This is a genomic window from Streptomyces sp. Y1, from assembly GCF_041053115.1.
Lineage (GTDB): Bacteria > Actinomycetota > Actinomycetes > Streptomycetales > Streptomycetaceae > Kitasatospora > Kitasatospora rubellomurina.
On record NZ_CP163445.1, the window covers coordinates 4,642,846 to 4,657,217 of the forward strand.

The window sequence follows — 14,372 nt, forward strand, 5'->3', positions numbered from 1 at the left end:
GCTAAACGGGTGCGTGTGAGAAGGAGAAACTCCCTTGCGCCGTTCAATGAAGCTCGCCGCGGTTGTGCTCTCGGGTTCCCTGGGCATGGCCTCGCTCGCCGCTTGCGGCGCAAAGAGCAATGACAACTCCAGCTCCTCGGGCTCGGCCGCCGCCTCCGGTGGCGCCGGCGGTCTCAAGGTCGGTATGGCCTACGACATCGGCGGCCGTGGTGACCAGTCCTTCAACGACTCCGCCGCGCGCGGCCTGGACAAGGCCAAGGCCGACCTGGGCGTCCAGGTCACCGAGGCCGAGGCCAAGCAGGGCGAGGCCGAGGCCGACAAGGAGACCCGCCTCAAGAACCTGGTCGACGGCGGCTACAAGACGATCGTCGCGGTCGGCTTCGTCTACCAGCAGGCGGTCAACAAGGTCGCGAAGGACAACCCGGACGTCAAGTTCGCGATCATCGACTCGAACGACAAGGACCAGCCGTCCAACGTCACCTCGCTGCTCTTCGCCGAGCAGGAGGGTTCGTACCTGGCCGGTGTCGCCGCGGCGAACAAGTCGAAGGCCCACCACATCGGCTTCATCGGTGGTGTGCAGTCCGAGCTGATCAAGAAGTTCGAGGCCGGTTACAAGGCGGGCGCCAAGTCCGTCGACCCGAACATCGTGATCGAGACCACCTACCTCACCACCCCGCCGGACTTCACCGGCTTCGCCTCGCCCGACAAGGGCAAGGAAGCCGCGCAGGGCCAGCTCGACAAGGGTGCGGACGTCATCTACTCCGCCGCCGGCTCCTCCGGCAACGGCGCCATCGAGGCCGTCGCCAACGCGAAGAAGCTCGCCATCGGTGTCGACTCCGACCAGGCCAGCCAGCCGGCCCTGGCGAAGTACAAGGACGCCATCCTGACCTCGATGGTCAAGAACGTCGACAACGCGGTGTACTCGTACATCCAGTCGGTCAAGCAGGGCCAGAGCCCGACCGGCATCAAGCTGTTCGACCTCAAGGCCGACGGTGTCTCGCTCGCCACCACCGGTGGCAAGATCGACGACATCCAGGACAAGCTGAAGGCCGCCGCCGACGCCATCAAGAGCGGCGCCACCACCATCCCGACCGCCCCGGCCCAGTAAGGCCCGCGCGTCTCGGACGTCACAGCGCCTGCCGCCTGCCCGGCAGCGCGATGATCGACACAGTTCACGGGAGGGGCCCGGCAGGGTGCGCTCAACGCGTACCCCCGGGCCCCGTTCCGTCTCCCCCCGTTTCCCCCCTTGGCCCTCCGAGCGCAACGACGCGCCTCCAGACCACCAGGAGATCGCCATCACCGCATCAGACCCCGTCCCCCTGCGCAAGGACGGCACCCCCAGCGCGGGGACGGCGACAGCGGCCGTCGAACTGCGCGGCATCACCAAGCGCTTCCCCGGCGTCGTGGCCAACCACGACATCAACCTCACCGTCCGCACCGGCACCGTGCACGCCCTGATGGGCGAGAACGGCGCCGGCAAGTCGACGCTGATGAAGATCCTCTACGGCATGCAGAAGCCGGACGAGGGCACCATCGCGATCAACGGCGAGCAGTGCGAGTTCAACACCCCCGGCGACGCCATCGCCCGCGGCATCGGCATGGTGCACCAGCACTTCATGCTCGCCGACAACCTCACGGTGCTGGAGAACGTCGTCCTCGGCGGCGAGAAGCTGTACGGCATCGGCGCCAGGGCGAAGGCGAAGATCAAGGAGATCTCCGACCAGTACGGCCTGGGCGTGCGCCCGGACGCCCTGGTCGAGGACCTCGGCGTCGCCGACCGCCAGCGCGTCGAGATCCTCAAGGTGCTGTACCGCGGCGCCAAGATCCTGATCCTCGACGAGCCCACGGCCGTCCTCGTCCCGCAGGAGGTCGACGCGCTGTTCGACAACCTGCGCGAGCTCAAGTCCGAGGGCGTCACCGTCATCTTCATCTCGCACAAGCTGCACGAGGTGCTGGCGGTCGCCGACGCGATCAGCGTCATCCGCCGCGGCACCACGGTCGGCGACGCCGACCCGAAGGCCGTCACCGCCCGCCAGCTCGCCGAGCTGATGGTCGGCGCCGAGCTGCCCTCCCCGGAGAGCCGCGAGTCGACCGTCACCGAGACCGAGATGCTCACGGTCGAGGGCCTGCGGATCGCCAAGACCGATGCCGAGGGCATCGAGCGCGTCGTCCTCGACGACATCTCGCTGCGCATCCGCAAGGGCGAGATCCTGGGCATCGCCGGCGTCGAGGGCAACGGCCAGGCCGAGCTCGTCGAGGCCATCATGGGCATGCTGCCGCTGGACGGCGGCGCCGTCACCCTGGACGGCAAGGACCTCTCCGGCACCCAGACCCGGGCCCGCCGCGAGGCCGGCATCGGCTACATCCCCGAGGACCGCCACCGGCACGGCCTGCTGCTGGAGGCCCCGCTCTGGGAGAACCGCATCCTCGGCCACGTCACCGAGGAGCCCAACTCCAAGGGCATCCTGCTCGACCCGACCGCGGCCCGGGCGGACACCTGGCGGATCGTCGAGGAGTACGACGTCCGCACCCCCGGCATCGAGGTCACCGCGGCCTCGCTCTCCGGCGGCAACCAGCAGAAGCTGATCATCGGCCGCGAGATGAGCCACCAGCCCAAGCTGCTGATCGCGGCCCACCCGACCCGCGGCGTGGACGTCGGCGCGCAGGCGCAGATCTGGGAGCACATCCGGGTCGCCCAGCGGGCCGGCCTGGCCGTGCTGCTGATCTCGGCCGACCTGGACGAGCTGATCGGCCTCTCCGACACCATCCGGGTCATCTACCGCGGCCGCCTGGTCGCCGACGCCGACCCGGCCACCGTCACCGCCGAGGACCTCGGCACCGCGATGACCGGTGCCGCGAGCGGCCACCTGGAGTCCGAGCCGGAGGCCGTCGAGCAGTTCCACGAGACCCTCGTGGAGGGCACCGAGGCCGCGGGCGACGGCCCGTCCGACGCCGCGCCGTCCGACGCCAACCCGTCCGACACCGCCGACGACCCGAAGGCGGGGGAGTAACCACATGACCAGTCCCAACCCCCCGGCGGCCGCCAAGCCGAGCCTGGCGCAGCGGATCAGCGGCGAGCGGATCGTGCTCGCCCTGGCGGCGCCGGTGCTCGCGATCCTGCTCTCGGTCGCGATCTGCTCCGTGCTGCTGGCCACCTCGGGCAAGAACCCGTTCGACGCGTGGAACGTGATGATCACGTTCGTCAGCGGGTCGGACCACCAGGTGCTGATCCTCAACCGGACCACCACCTACTACCTGGCCGCCGCGGCCGCCGCGTTCGGGTTCCGGATGAACCTGTTCAACATCGGCGTCGAGGGCCAGTACAAGGTCGCGGCGCTGTTCGCGGCCTTCGTCGGCACCCAGGTCGACCTGCCGTCCTTCCTCCAGATCCCGCTGCTGCTGATCACCGCCATGCTGGTCGGTGGCCTGTACGCGAGCATCGCCGGTCTGCTGAAGGTCTACCGCGGCGTCAGCGAGGTCATCTCGACCATCATGCTGAACTCGATCGCGACCGCGATCGTCGGTGTGCTGCTCGTCCCGGGCATCTTCGCGCCCAAGGTCAGCGGCACCAGCAACTCGATCCAGACCAGCCCGGTCTCGGAGTCCAGCCACTTCTTCTCGTTCACCACGAACGGTGGCCAGCTCTGGGGCTTCCTGGTGATCGCCATCGCGGTCGGCGTGATCTTCCAGCTCACGCTGACCCGCACCCGCTTCGGCTTCGACCTGCGCGCCACCGGCCGCTCGGAGACCGCCGCGACCGCCTCCGGCGTGAACGTCAAGAAGATGATCGTCATCTCGATGGTGGTCTCCGGTGCGATCGCCGGTCTGATCGGCCTGCCCGAGCTGCTGCAGAACTCGTTCTACTACGGCCAGACCTTCCAGCAGAACCTGGGCTTCCTGGGCATCTCGATCGCCCTGCTCGGCCGGAACAGCCCGATCGGCATCGCCTTCGCGGCGCTGCTGTTCGCCTTCCTGGACGCGGCCGGCTCGGTCCTGCCGCTGCCCGCGAACGGCGAGTTCCCGTTCGAGATCGTCGACGTCATGAAGGGCACCATCGTCATCTGCGTCGTCGTCGCCTACGAGCTGGTGCGTCGCTACGGCCTGGTGCGCCAGCAGAAGCGGGTCGGCGCCCAGCTCGCCGCCCAGGCCGCCGCGGCCACTGAGACCAAGGAGGTCTCCGCGTGAGCACCGCCACCGCCGCCCGCCCGAAGGCGCCGGGCGCGCCCGCGAAGAAGCGCAAGCTGTCCTGGCCGGTCGTCCTGCTCCTGATCGCGGGCGCCCTGGTCCTGTTCGCCGCCGTGGGCATGGCCACCGGCAACCACTCGCTGACCTCCTCCGGGCAGGTCACCGCCGCGCTCGGCGCCGCCGTGCCGATCGGCATGGCCGGTCTGGGCGGTCTCTGGTCCGAGCGGGCCGGCGTGGTCAACATCGGCCTCGAAGGCATGATGGTCGCCGGCACCTTCTGCGGTGCCTGGGCGGGCTACCTGGTCAACCCGTGGGTCGGCCTGCTGGCCGGCATGGCCGGCGGCGCGGCCGGCGGCCTGCTGCACGCGATCGTCACCGTCACCTTCGGCGTGGACCACATCGTCTCCGGCGTCGGCATCAACCTGCTGATCCCCGGCATCTGCGCGTACGTCAACCGGATCTACTACAAGGACTACGTCGCCTTCGGCGCCGGGCAGAACCAGTCCCCGCCGGCCGATCCGCTGCCGTACATCACCGTCCCCGGGCTGTCATCCGGCCTGAAGGACATCGAGGCCCACCACTGGTTCTTCGTCTCGGACGTGGCCGGCGTGCTCGGCGGCCTGGTCACCAACCTCTCGGTGGTCGTGGTGCTGGCGGCCGTGCTGCTCGTGGCCAGCTACTTCGCGCTCTGGCGCACGGTGTTCGGCCTGCGGCTGCGCTCCTGCGGTGAGAACCCGACCGCGGCCGAGTCGCTGGGCGTCAACGTCTACAAGTACAAGTACATCGCGGTCATCGCCTCCGGCGCCTTCGCCGGCCTCGGCGGTGCGTACCTCTCGCTGGTCGCCGCGCACTTCTACAAGGACGGCCAGACGGTCGGCCGAGGCTTCATCGGCCTCGCCGCGATGATCTTCGGCAACTGGATGCCCGGCGGCCTCGCCATGGGCGCCGGCCTGTTCGGCTTCACCGACAGCCTCCAGCTGCGCGACCCGGACTCGGTGCACGGGCTGATCCTGATCGTCGGCATCGCGATGGCCCTGCTCGCGCTCTGGCAGCTGTACCGCCGCAAGTACACCGCGACGGCGATCACCGCCGTGGCCGCGGTCGGCCTGATCTGCTGGTACGCCTTCACCGACCAGGTGCAGCGCCCGCTGATCGTCGCGACGCCGTACGTGATCACCCTGGTGGTGCTCGCGCTGGCCTCGCAGCGACTGCGGATGCCGAAGGCCGACGGCCAGATCTACCGCAAGGGCCAGGGCAAGTGACCGCCCGGGCGGCCGCCGCGGTCGACTGGGAGCGGCTGCGCGAGGCGGCGCGCGAGGCGATGGGCCACGCGTACGCCCCGTACAGCAAGTTCCCGGTCGGCGCGGCGGCGCTGGTCGACGACGGCCGGCTGGTCAGCGGCTGCAACGTCGAGAACGCCTCGTACGGGCTCGGGCTGTGCGCCGAGTGCGGGCTGGTGTCCGCGCTGCACGCCTCCGGCGGCGGCCGGCTGGTCGCCTTCACCTGCGTCGACGGCGCGGGCGACCTGCTGATGCCCTGCGGGCGCTGCCGCCAGCTGCTCTACGAGCACGGCGGGCCCGAGCTGCTGGTCGACCTGGCCTCCGGCGTGAAGCCGATGCGCGAGGTTCTGCCCGACGCGTTCGGGCCGGAGCGGCTGTAAGGGCCCATCGGGTGACTCGGGCCGGGCGCGCCGATCCACCCGATGGGCCCTAGCCTCTGTTTCTGTTACGCGCGTAGAGTGTCGCGAGTGGGCCGGTACCCGGTCATCTCGCGGCACTCTTCGCATTTGATGCCTTTCTGAACCCCTCTTGGAGCACGCATGGACGCCATCTCCGTCATCCGGACCAAGCGCGACCGCGGCGAGCTGAGCGACGCTCAGATCGACTGGGTCATCGACGCCTACACCCGCGGCGAGGTCGCCGACGAGCAGATGTCCGCGCTGGCCATGGCGATCCTGCTGAACGGCATGAACCCGCGCGAGATCAGCCGCTGGACGAACGCGATGATCCGCTCCGGCGTCCGCATGGACTTCTCCTCGCTGCCGCTGCCCACCAGCGACAAGCACTCCACCGGCGGCGTCGGCGACAAGATCACCCTCCCGCTCGCCCCGCTCGTCGCCGCCTGCGGCGCCGCCGTCCCGCAGCTCTCCGGCCGCGGTCTCGGCCACACCGGTGGCACCCTCGACAAGCTGGAGTCCATCCCCGGCTGGCGCGCCCTGCTCTCCAACGAGGAGATGATGGACGTGCTGCGCGGCGCGGGCGCCGTCATCTGCGCGGCCGGCGACGGCCTCGCGCCCGCCGACAAGAAGCTGTACGCCCTGCGCGACGTCACCGGCACCGTCGAGGCGATCCCGCTGATCGCCTCCTCGATCATGTCCAAGAAGATCGCCGAGGGCACCGGCGCGCTCGTCCTGGACGTCAAGGTCGGCTCCGGCGCCTTCATGAAGAACCTCGACGACGCCCGCGAGCTCGCCCGCACCATGGTCGGCCTCGGCACCACCGCCGGCGTCAACACCGTCGCCCTGCTCACCGACATGTCCACCCCGCTCGGCCTCACCGCGGGCAACGCGCTGGAGGTCCGCGAGTCCGTCGAGGTGCTGGCCGGCGGCGGCCCCGCCGACGTCGTCGAGCTCACCCTCGCGCTCGCCCGCGAGATGCTCGCCGCGGCCGGTGTGCACGGCAAGGACCCGGCCGACGCGCTGCGCGACGGCTCCGCGATGGACCACTGGCGCCGCATGATCGCCGCCCAGGGCGGCGACGTCGACGCCCCGCTGCCGGTCGCCCGCGAGCAGCACGTCATCCCCGCGCCCGCCTCCGGTGTGCTCACCAGGCTGGACGCCTACGCCGTCGGCGTCTGTGCCTGGCGCCTCGGCGCCGGCCGCGCCCGCAAGGAGGACCCGGTCCAGGCCGGCGCCGGCGTCGAGATGCACGCCAAGCCCGGTGACACCGTGGTGGCCGGCCAGCCCCTGCTGACCCTGCACACCGACACCCCGGAGCGCTACGACTACGCCATCGCGGCCCTGGAGGGCGGCATCGAGGTCGCCCCGGCCGGCACGGCGTTCACCCCGAACCCGATCGTGCTCGACCGCATCGCCTGACGGTCGTCGTGAAACGAGCCGCCCGCCGGTACCCCACCGGCGGGCGGCTCGGCGTCTTCACCGGTCCTGTGACTCATACGCCAGCACGGCGCTTGATCTCCCACAGGTCCAGGCCGGCCTCGTCGGCGAGCGACCGAAGGAAGGCCTCCCCGTCCTGGAGCACCTTGCCGCGCTCGCCTGCAGCGATCGCTTCATCGACGTCCTGTTCGTGCCAGGCGCCCGACTCAGGCATAGGTCTGCAGGACGCTGGTGTCGAGCGTCCACGGGCCGATCATGATGGTGTCGCCGAAGGCGAACTTCTCGCGTGACGCGTAGCCGGGCTCCGAGTGCGCGATGCCGGTGCCCGTCCGGGGGTCGATGATCAGATAGAGCGGGATGCCCATGGCGGCGTAGTCGCGGACCTTGTCCTGGTAGTCGTTCTCCGGGTTGGACTTCGAGACGATCTCGACCACCAGCAGGACCTCGTGCGGCAGGAGGGCGGCGTCCTCCTCCTCGAGCGACTTCTCGGCGAACACCATGAGGTCCGGGCGCCGGAGCCTCCCCAGGCCGGCGTCCTCCAGGTCGGCGCCCGGGTGCGCGATGTGGCCGGGGTGGGTGGTCGGCAGTTGGGCGTTGAGCTGTCGGGCGATCCTGACGACGGCCAATTCGTGCCGCTTGACCGGGGACATCATCATGACGATCTCGCCGTCGGCGATCTCGACCTTCCCTATCCCCGGCACCTGCGGCAGCTGATCCGCGATCTGACGCAACCGGGCGTACACAGCAGGATCGACGCTCATGGTCCGGAGTGTATCGGCGGCGGCTGTCAAGCGTCCGCGACCGCCCGCCTCGCCGCGTGGGCCTGGTGGGTGGCGTAGAGGGTGACGGCGGCGGCGAGGGTCGTGGCGGTGAGGCCCACGGTGGCGGAGCCGGGCCAGCCGGTGGCGTGGTAGGCGTCGGCGCCGAGGGTGCCGCCGAGGCTGTTGCCCAGGTAGTAGGCGATCAGGTAGAGGGCGGAGGCCTGGGCGCGGCCCTCGGTGGCGGTGCGGCCGACCGCGGCCGAGGCGGTGGCGTGGCCGGCGAAGAAGCCGGCGGTGATCAGGACCAGGCCGAGCAGGGCGCAGAGCAGGTCGTCGGCGAGGGAGAGCAGCAGGCCGGCGGTGGTGACGCCGATGGCGACGTAGAGGGCGCCGCGGCGGCCGAGGCGGGCGGAGAGCCGGCCGGCCGCGGCGGAGGTGCCGGTGCCGACGAGGTAGACCACGAAGATCGAGGCGGCGACCGTCTCCGGCAGGTGGAAGGGGGCGGCGATCAGCCGGTAGCCGGCGGTGTTGTAGACCGCGCCGAAGACGGCCATGAAGAGCAGGCCGAGCGCGTACAGCCGCACCAGCAGCGGGTTGCGCAGGTGCCGGCCGACCGTACGGGCGAGCGCGCGGGCGTCCACCGGGGCCGGGGTGAAGTGCCGGGCGGCGGGGATCAGCAGCCGGAAGGCGAGGGCGGCGAGCAGGGCGAGGGCGGCGGAGGCGGCGAGGCCCCAGCGCCAGCCGAGGGCGGCGGCCGTCCAGCCGGAGAGGAGCCGGCCGCCCATCCCGCCGATGCTGTTGCCGGCCACGTACAGGCCCATCGCGGAGGCGAGGGCGCCGGGGTGGATCTCCTCGGCGAGGTAGGCCATGGCGGTGGCCGGCAGGCCGGCGAGGGCGGCGCCCTGCAGGGCGCGCAGCGCGACGAGGGTGGTGAGGTCGGGCGCGAAGGGCAGGGCGAGGGCGAGGGCGGAGGCGGCGAGGGTGGAGGCGGTCATCACCGCGGTGCGGCCGTACCGGTCGGACAGCGCGCTGGCGGGGAGCAGTCCGAGGGCGAGTCCGAGGGTGGCCGCGGAGGCCGTCCAGCTGGCCTGGCCGGGGGTGAGGTCGAGGTCGGCGGAGAGGACGGGCAGCAGGCCCTGGGTGGAGTAGAGCAGGACGAAGGTGGCGATCCCGGCGGCGAACAGGGCGAGGTTGGCGCGGCGGAAGGCGGGCCGGCCGGGGCGGAGGCGGTCGTCGTGCGGGACGGGGGCGGCGGAGGCATCCGGGGCGGTCACGGATGCCCTGGTATCGGCGGGCTGCATGGCCTCGACGGTAGGACCGTGGCGGTTGATGCGTCCAATGCATCAAGCGGCGATGATCGATGCACTGGTGCATGAGGCGAGGTGGTGGCGGGGATGGCGGCGGAAGCGGTGGACGGCACGGAGCCGCGGGGCCGGGTGGCCGAGTTGGGGCCGGGTGAGCCGGCGCTGCTGCTGGCGCCCCGGCTGGCCCAATTCGCGGCGGTGGCGCGGCTGGAGCACGTGACGCGGGCGGCGGCGCTGCTCGGGGTGCCGCAGCCGACGCTGTCGCGCGCGGTGGCCCGGCTGGAGGAGGAACTGGGGGTGGACCTGCTGGCCCGTCAGGGCCGGACGGTCCGGCTGACCAGGGCCGGCCGGCTGCTGCTGGCCTCGGTGGAGCGGGCGCTGGCGGAGGTGGAGCGGGGCGCCGAGGCGGCCCGGGCGGAGGCGGATCCGGCGGCCGGGCGGGTGGCGTTCGGCTTCCTGCACACGATGGGGCCGGACGCGGTGCCGGCGCTGCTGCGCGGCTTCCGGGCGGAGCATCCGCAGGTGCGGTTCCAGCTGGTGCAGGACTACGGCGCGGCGATGCTGGAGCGGCTGCGGGCGGGCGAGTTGGACCTCTGCCTGGTCTCGCCGCTGCCGGACGACCCGGCGTTCACCGGCCGCCCGCTGGACGAGCAGCGGCTGCACCTGGTCGTCCCGGCGGACCACCGGCTGGCGGGCCGGCGGCGGATCCGGCTGGCGGAGGTGGCCGAGGAGCCGTTCGTCGGGCTGGAGCAGGGGTACGGGCTGCGGGTGATCTCGGACGACTTCTGCGCGCAGGCCGGGTTCGTGCCCCGGCTGGCGTTCGAGGGGGAGGAGGCCGAGACGCTGCGCGGGCTGGTGGCGGCCGGGCTGGGGGTGGCGCTGCTGCCGCCGGCGCTGGTGCCCCGGCCGGGGGTGGTGGAGCTGGAGGTGACGGCGCCGCGGGCGCGGCGGGCGATCGGGCTGGCCTGGGCGGCGGGCCGGCCGCTGACGCCGCCGGTGGCGGCGTTCCGGGACTTCGTGCTGTCCCGGCGGGGCCGGCTGCTGGAGCACGACTGATCCGGAGGAGCCGCCGGAGAACCTTTGGCGGATCGTATGGACCGACCGGTGGAATTCGGGGTGGAGTTTGGACCATCCGGCGGTGCGGCCGGTGGTGGGTCTACGCGCGTAGGGGCTATATTTCCGCAATGGAGAAGCAGATCCCCGTCACCACCGCGGGCACCGGCCCGCGCATCCCCACCCCCGAGCAGATCCGCCGCGCGCCCAAGGTCCTGCTGCACGACCACCTGGACGGCGGGCTGCGCCCGGAGACCGTCGTCGAGCTGGCCGCCGCCACCGGCTACGAAGGCCTGCCGACCACCGACGTCAAGGAACTCGGCGAGTGGTTCCGCGAGGCCGCCGACTCCGGCTCGCTGGTCCGCTACCTGGAGACCTTCGCGCACACCTGCGCCGTCATGCAGACCCGCGAGGCCCTGATCAAGGTCGCCGCCGACTGCGCCGAGGACCTGGCCGCGGACGGCGTCGTGTACGCCGAGGTCCGGTACGCCCCCGAGCAGCACCTGGAGGGCGGCCTGACCCTGGACGAGGTCGTCGAGGCCGTCCAGGAGGGCTTCCGGCTCGGCGAGGCCAACGCCCGCGCGGCCGGCAACCGGATCCGCATCGGCACCCTGATCACCGCGATGCGGCACGCCGCCCGTTCGCAGGAGATCGCCGAGCTGGCCAACCGCCACCGGGACGCGGGCGTCGTCGGCTTCGACATCGCGGGCGCCGAGGCCGGCTACCCCCCCACCCGCCACCAGGCCGCCTTCGACTACCTCAAGGGCGAGAACAACCACTTCACCATCCACGCGGGCGAGGCCTTCGGCCTGCCGTCGATCTGGGAGGCCCTGCAGTGCTGCGGCGCCGACCGGCTCGGCCACGGCGTGCGGATCGTCGACGACATCACGGTCAACGAGGACGGCGGCGTCGAGCTCGGCCGGCTGGCCGCGTACGTGCGCGACAAGCGCATCCCGCTGGAGATGTGCCCCACGTCCAACCTGCAGACGGCGGCGGCCACTTCGTACGCCGAGCACCCCATCGGTCTGCTCAGCCGGCTGAAGTTCCGGGTCACCGTGAACACCGACAACCGGCTGATGAGCGGCACCAGCATGAGCCAGGAGTTCGGGCACCTGGTGGAGGCCTTCGGCTACACGCTGGGGGACATGGAGTGGTTCACGGTGAACGCGATGAAGTCGGCGTTCCTGCCGTTCGACGAGCGGCTGGCGATGATCAACGACGTGATCAAGCCGGGCTACGCCGAGCTCAAGGCGGAGTGGCTGTTCAGTGCGGGCACCGGCGGCAACTGAGCCGTTTCGTTCACGCCCTCGGTCGGGTGAACGCCCTTTCTTCACAAGAAAGTTGGCGTTCATCTGACTAATCGCTCGGGTGAGTGAACGCCCTTTGGTCCCGGCGCGAACCTCTCACTACGGTGTGCCAGTCATGCCGAAGACGGCGGTGGCGGCGGTCCTTCCCGACCGCCGGCCCCGCCCGACGCCGGCCACCGACGAGGACCCAAGGGGACGAACCATGAAGCAGGCTCTCAAGGCCGCCGGTACCGCGGCGCTCGGCATCGCCATCGCGGCGGTCGGCACCGGGGTGGCCTCCGCGGCCGACGGCCAGGCGGCCGGCGGTCTCGGGCTGCCCACCGGCGCCGTGACGAACCCCGCGGTGACCGGCGCCGTCACCGACACCGCCAGCAAGCTGCCCGGTGGCGACAAGGTCACCGGCGCGCTCGGCACCCTCGCCCCGACCGCGGGCCACGCCGCGGCCGCCCCGGCTCCGGCCGGTGCCCCGGCCGCGCCGGTCGCCGGCGTCACCCAGACGCGCGGCGCCGTCCCGACCATCCCGGGTGTCGACAAGACCCCGATCGGCGGGCTCACCGGCGCCCTGCCGCTGCCGGGCCTGACCGGCTGATCCGAGCCGCCGGCGCGACGACGGGCCGCTCACCCCGGTGACCCCGGGGCGGGCGGCCCGTCGTCGTGCGTCCCCCGCCGGTGCTCACGGCTCCTGGGGGAGCAGCACCCACAGCGCGAGGTAGACCAGGCACTGCGGGCCGGGCAGCAGACAGGACAGCAGGAAGATCAGCCGGACGGTCCACGGGGTGAGGCCGAAGCGCTCGCCGATCCCGGCGCAGACTCCGGCGATGACGCGGTTGTGACGGGGACGGGCGAGACGTGCGCTCATGACGGCTCCCTGGAGTGGTGGCCCGGTCGGCCGGTCCGGCGGGCGTGATTCCATCCTCGGTGCGGACGGGCCCGGATTCCTCCGCCCGCCAGCCGATTCCTCCCCCCGGCCGGTCACCGAGGAGAGGGACTCCATTCTCGGGGTCCGCCTCAGGGTCCACCCCGAGGGCGGAGGTCCCGTGGCGGCGGGGCGAAAGGCCCCGGCCGCGGCCGGGCCGCGGGCGCGGGAACCCCGTGCCGAAATGGTCGGACCGGCTGGATATGATTTCGCGCGTCGCCGATGTCGGGGGGCTGAACCGGCGGCGCCTATCTCGGGCTCAAAAGCCCCCTCACGTCTGCGATTTCGCACCTTTCTCGGGCCCCGCCCGTAATCTCCCGTGAGGTTCCATTGCGCAACCAGCACCGCAGATTCCTCGCCGTCGCCGCCGCTGCCACGCTGGTCTCCGGCGTCGCCCTGGCGTCGGCCCCGGCCGCCCTCGCGGCCGGCCCGGCCACCCCGGCCCCGGGGCCCACCGCGCCCGGCCCGCAGGGCCAGGCCTCGCCGGTCCTGGCCACCACGAGCGGCTTCCCCACCACGGTCAAGGCGGGCAGCGCGGTCGAGTTCACGACGACCCTGCGGAACACCGCCGACCACCAGGTGGACGTGACGACCGGCTTCACCGTCGCGTCCTCCACCCTCAAGCAGGGGCAGCTCAAGCTGGAGTTCCAGCGGCCCGGCGGCACGCAGTGGCAGGACGCCAAGGTGAACGGCGCGTCCACCGGCGGCGTCTGGGAGCTGGACCGGTTCGCCACCCAGCTGAACCTGGCGGCCGGGGCCGAGGCCACCTACCGGCTGCGGCTGACCTTCGCCGCCGACGCCACCCCCGGCCCGGCCTCCGCGGCGCTCGAAGCGGTGGTCACGGACCCGACCCTGCCCCCGGGGCAGGCCCCCACCCAGGCCTGGGGCGGCACGCCGAACTTCACCGTCGAGGGCGACGGCCCGACCCCCGCGCCGTCCCCGGTCGGGCTGCCGGACGTGACGGTCGAGGACGTACCGGCCGCCTTCACCGCCGGCGGCGAGGCGAAGGCGTTCAAGGTGGTCTACAGCAACCGCACCGGTACGGACCTCCGGGTCGTTCCGGCGATCGTGTTCCAGGGCGAGGGCATGCTCCGCGCGGACATGGTCAGGATCGAGTACCAGACTCAGGCGGGCGCCTGGATCGCCGGCACGCCGGAGTGGCACGACCTCCCCGGAACGCAGCTGGGCGTGCAGCTGCTGAGCGGCTGGAAGGACGGCGACGTCATCGCGCTGCCGAACGGTGAGACCCGTACGGTCAACCTCCGGCTCGCCTGGACCAAGGACGCGCCGGCGGCGGCCGAGTCGGTCTTCGCCAACGGCTACAGCCTGGGCGGCCCGGGCCGGCCCGAGCGGGGCACCTCCAGCTCCCCGGTCGGCTTCCGGATCGAGGCCGCCGGCGCGACCGGCACCCCGACCCCCTCGGCCACCAGCGCGGCGCCGGCCCCCGCGGTCACTGCCGAGGCGCCGTCCGCGCCGGCCACCACGGTCGCGCCGGCCCCGGTCGCCGTCACCACCGTGGTGGCCGCCGCGGCCCCGGCCGTCGCCGACACCCGGCTGGCCTCCACCGGCGGCGGCTCCTCGGCCGCCCCGATGGCGATCACCGGCGCGACCGCGATCGCCCTCGGCCTGGGCATCCTGGTCGTGGCCCGCCGCCGCAAGGGCGCGCCGGGCGCCGGGAACTGACCCGGGCTCCCGAACACGGCGGAAGGCCCGCCCGGCACCACGGTGAGG

At 72.4% G+C, this 14,372-nt stretch carries 14 protein-coding genes; 10 read left to right on the forward strand and 4 right to left on the reverse strand.

Features of this window, described 5'->3' with window-relative positions; translation table 11 throughout:
• Nucleotides 1-34 precede the first annotated feature (34 nt).
• The 6 genes from AB2U05_RS20040 to AB2U05_RS20065 all read left to right on the forward strand — a co-directional run bounded on the left by AB2U05_RS20040 (nt 35) and on the right by AB2U05_RS20065 (nt 7,282).
• Nucleotides 35-1,108, forward strand: coding sequence for a BMP family protein (locus AB2U05_RS20040; RefSeq protein ID WP_045693496.1), 1,074 nt, complete (start codon nt 35-37; stop codon nt 1,106-1,108).
• Between the two features lie 211 nt (nt 1,109-1,319).
• Nucleotides 1,320-3,011, forward strand: coding sequence for an ABC transporter ATP-binding protein (locus AB2U05_RS20045; RefSeq protein WP_279616819.1), 1,692 nt, complete (start codon nt 1,320-1,322; stop codon nt 3,009-3,011).
• 4 nt (nt 3,012-3,015) lie between these two features.
• Nucleotides 3,016-4,185 carry an ABC transporter permease gene (locus AB2U05_RS20050; RefSeq protein WP_045693495.1) on the forward strand — a complete coding sequence of 390 codons (1,170 nt, stop codon included), beginning with the start codon at nt 3,016-3,018 and terminating at the stop codon, nt 4,183-4,185.
• The gene (locus tag AB2U05_RS20055) at nt 4,182-5,447 is read left to right on the forward strand and encodes an ABC transporter permease (RefSeq protein ID WP_045693494.1); all 1,266 of its coding nucleotides are present in this window, start codon (nt 4,182-4,184) and stop codon (nt 5,445-5,447) included. Before AB2U05_RS20050 ends, AB2U05_RS20055 begins: the two co-directional genes overlap by 4 nt.
• Complete coding sequence (locus AB2U05_RS20060) at nt 5,444-5,845, forward strand: cytidine deaminase (RefSeq protein WP_045693492.1); 402 nt, start codon at nt 5,444-5,446, stop codon at nt 5,843-5,845. Before AB2U05_RS20055 ends, AB2U05_RS20060 begins: the two co-directional genes overlap by 4 nt.
• Nucleotides 5,846-6,004: 159 nt before the next feature.
• Nucleotides 6,005-7,282, forward strand: coding sequence for a thymidine phosphorylase (locus AB2U05_RS20065; protein WP_045693490.1), 1,278 nt, complete (start codon nt 6,005-6,007; stop codon nt 7,280-7,282).
• A gap of 73 nt (nt 7,283-7,355) precedes the next feature.
• Here AB2U05_RS20065 and AB2U05_RS20070 read toward each other — a convergent pair whose 3' ends face one another.
• From AB2U05_RS20070 to AB2U05_RS20080, 3 genes are read right to left on the reverse strand one after another with little or no spacing between them, the layout of a single operon-like run.
• Entirely contained in the window at nt 7,356-7,514 is a 159-nt protein-coding gene (locus tag AB2U05_RS20070) for a hypothetical protein (RefSeq protein WP_157882011.1), read from the reverse strand.
• Entirely contained in the window at nt 7,507-8,061 is a 555-nt protein-coding gene (locus AB2U05_RS20075; protein WP_045693488.1) for a Uma2 family endonuclease, read from the reverse strand. Before AB2U05_RS20075 ends, AB2U05_RS20070 begins: the two co-directional genes overlap by 8 nt.
• Before the next feature lie 26 nt (nt 8,062-8,087).
• On the reverse strand, nt 8,088-9,362 hold the full coding sequence (locus AB2U05_RS20080) for an MFS transporter (protein WP_369183871.1): 1,275 nt from the start codon (nt 9,360-9,362) through the stop codon (nt 8,088-8,090).
• Between the two features lie 93 nt (nt 9,363-9,455).
• Between AB2U05_RS20080 and AB2U05_RS20085 the strand changes: the two genes are divergently transcribed.
• From AB2U05_RS20085 to AB2U05_RS20095, 3 genes are all read left to right on the forward strand, one after another.
• Nucleotides 9,456-10,421 (forward strand): LysR family transcriptional regulator, encoded by a 966-nt coding sequence (locus AB2U05_RS20085; protein ID WP_078859696.1) that lies wholly within the window; start codon nt 9,456-9,458, stop codon nt 10,419-10,421.
• A 128-nt stretch (nt 10,422-10,549) separates the two neighbouring features.
• Nucleotides 10,550-11,707, forward strand: coding sequence for an adenosine deaminase (locus AB2U05_RS20090; protein WP_045693484.1), 1,158 nt, complete (start codon nt 10,550-10,552; stop codon nt 11,705-11,707).
• Between the two features lie 220 nt (nt 11,708-11,927).
• Nucleotides 11,928-12,314 carry an ATP-binding protein gene (locus AB2U05_RS20095; RefSeq protein ID WP_369183872.1) on the forward strand — a complete coding sequence of 129 codons (387 nt, stop codon included), beginning with the start codon at nt 11,928-11,930 and terminating at the stop codon, nt 12,312-12,314.
• Nucleotides 12,315-12,398: 84 nt separating this feature from the next.
• On the opposite strand, the gene AB2U05_RS20100 is transcribed toward AB2U05_RS20095, so the two are convergent.
• On the reverse strand, nt 12,399-12,584 hold the full coding sequence (locus AB2U05_RS20100; RefSeq protein ID WP_045693480.1) for a PspC domain-containing protein: 186 nt from the start codon (nt 12,582-12,584) through the stop codon (nt 12,399-12,401).
• A 387-nt stretch (nt 12,585-12,971) separates the two neighbouring features.
• Here AB2U05_RS20100 and AB2U05_RS20105 point away from each other — a divergent pair, with 387 nt between their 5' ends.
• Nucleotides 12,972-14,324, forward strand: a complete 1,353-nt coding sequence (locus AB2U05_RS20105) for a hypothetical protein (protein WP_369183873.1) — start codon at nt 12,972-12,974, stop codon at nt 14,322-14,324.
• Nucleotides 14,325-14,372: the final 48 nt, after the last annotated feature.

Bases quoted from the DNA above. Each gene is read 5' to 3' on its own strand.
- AB2U05_RS20050 (WP_045693495.1), top strand. From the start codon at position 3,016: ATGACCAGTCCCAACCCCCCGGCGGCCGCCAAGCCGAGCCTGGCGCAG.
- AB2U05_RS20090 (WP_045693484.1), top strand. From the start codon at position 10,550: ATGGAGAAGCAGATCCCCGTCACCACCGCGGGCACCGGCCCGCGCATC.
- AB2U05_RS20085 (WP_078859696.1), top strand. From the start codon at position 9,456: ATGGCGGCGGAAGCGGTGGACGGCACGGAGCCGCGGGGCCGGGTGGCC.
- AB2U05_RS20075 (WP_045693488.1), bottom strand. From the start codon at position 8,061: ATGAGCGTCGATCCTGCTGTGTACGCCCGGTTGCGTCAGATCGCGGAT.
- AB2U05_RS20095 (WP_369183872.1), top strand. From the start codon at position 11,928: ATGAAGCAGGCTCTCAAGGCCGCCGGTACCGCGGCGCTCGGCATCGCC.
- AB2U05_RS20100 (WP_045693480.1), bottom strand. From the start codon at position 12,584: ATGAGCGCACGTCTCGCCCGTCCCCGTCACAACCGCGTCATCGCCGGA.
- AB2U05_RS20070 (WP_157882011.1), bottom strand. From the start codon at position 7,514: ATGCCTGAGTCGGGCGCCTGGCACGAACAGGACGTCGATGAAGCGATC.
- AB2U05_RS20065 (WP_045693490.1), top strand. From the start codon at position 6,005: ATGGACGCCATCTCCGTCATCCGGACCAAGCGCGACCGCGGCGAGCTG.
- AB2U05_RS20080 (WP_369183871.1), bottom strand. From the start codon at position 9,362: ATGCAGCCCGCCGATACCAGGGCATCCGTGACCGCCCCGGATGCCTCC.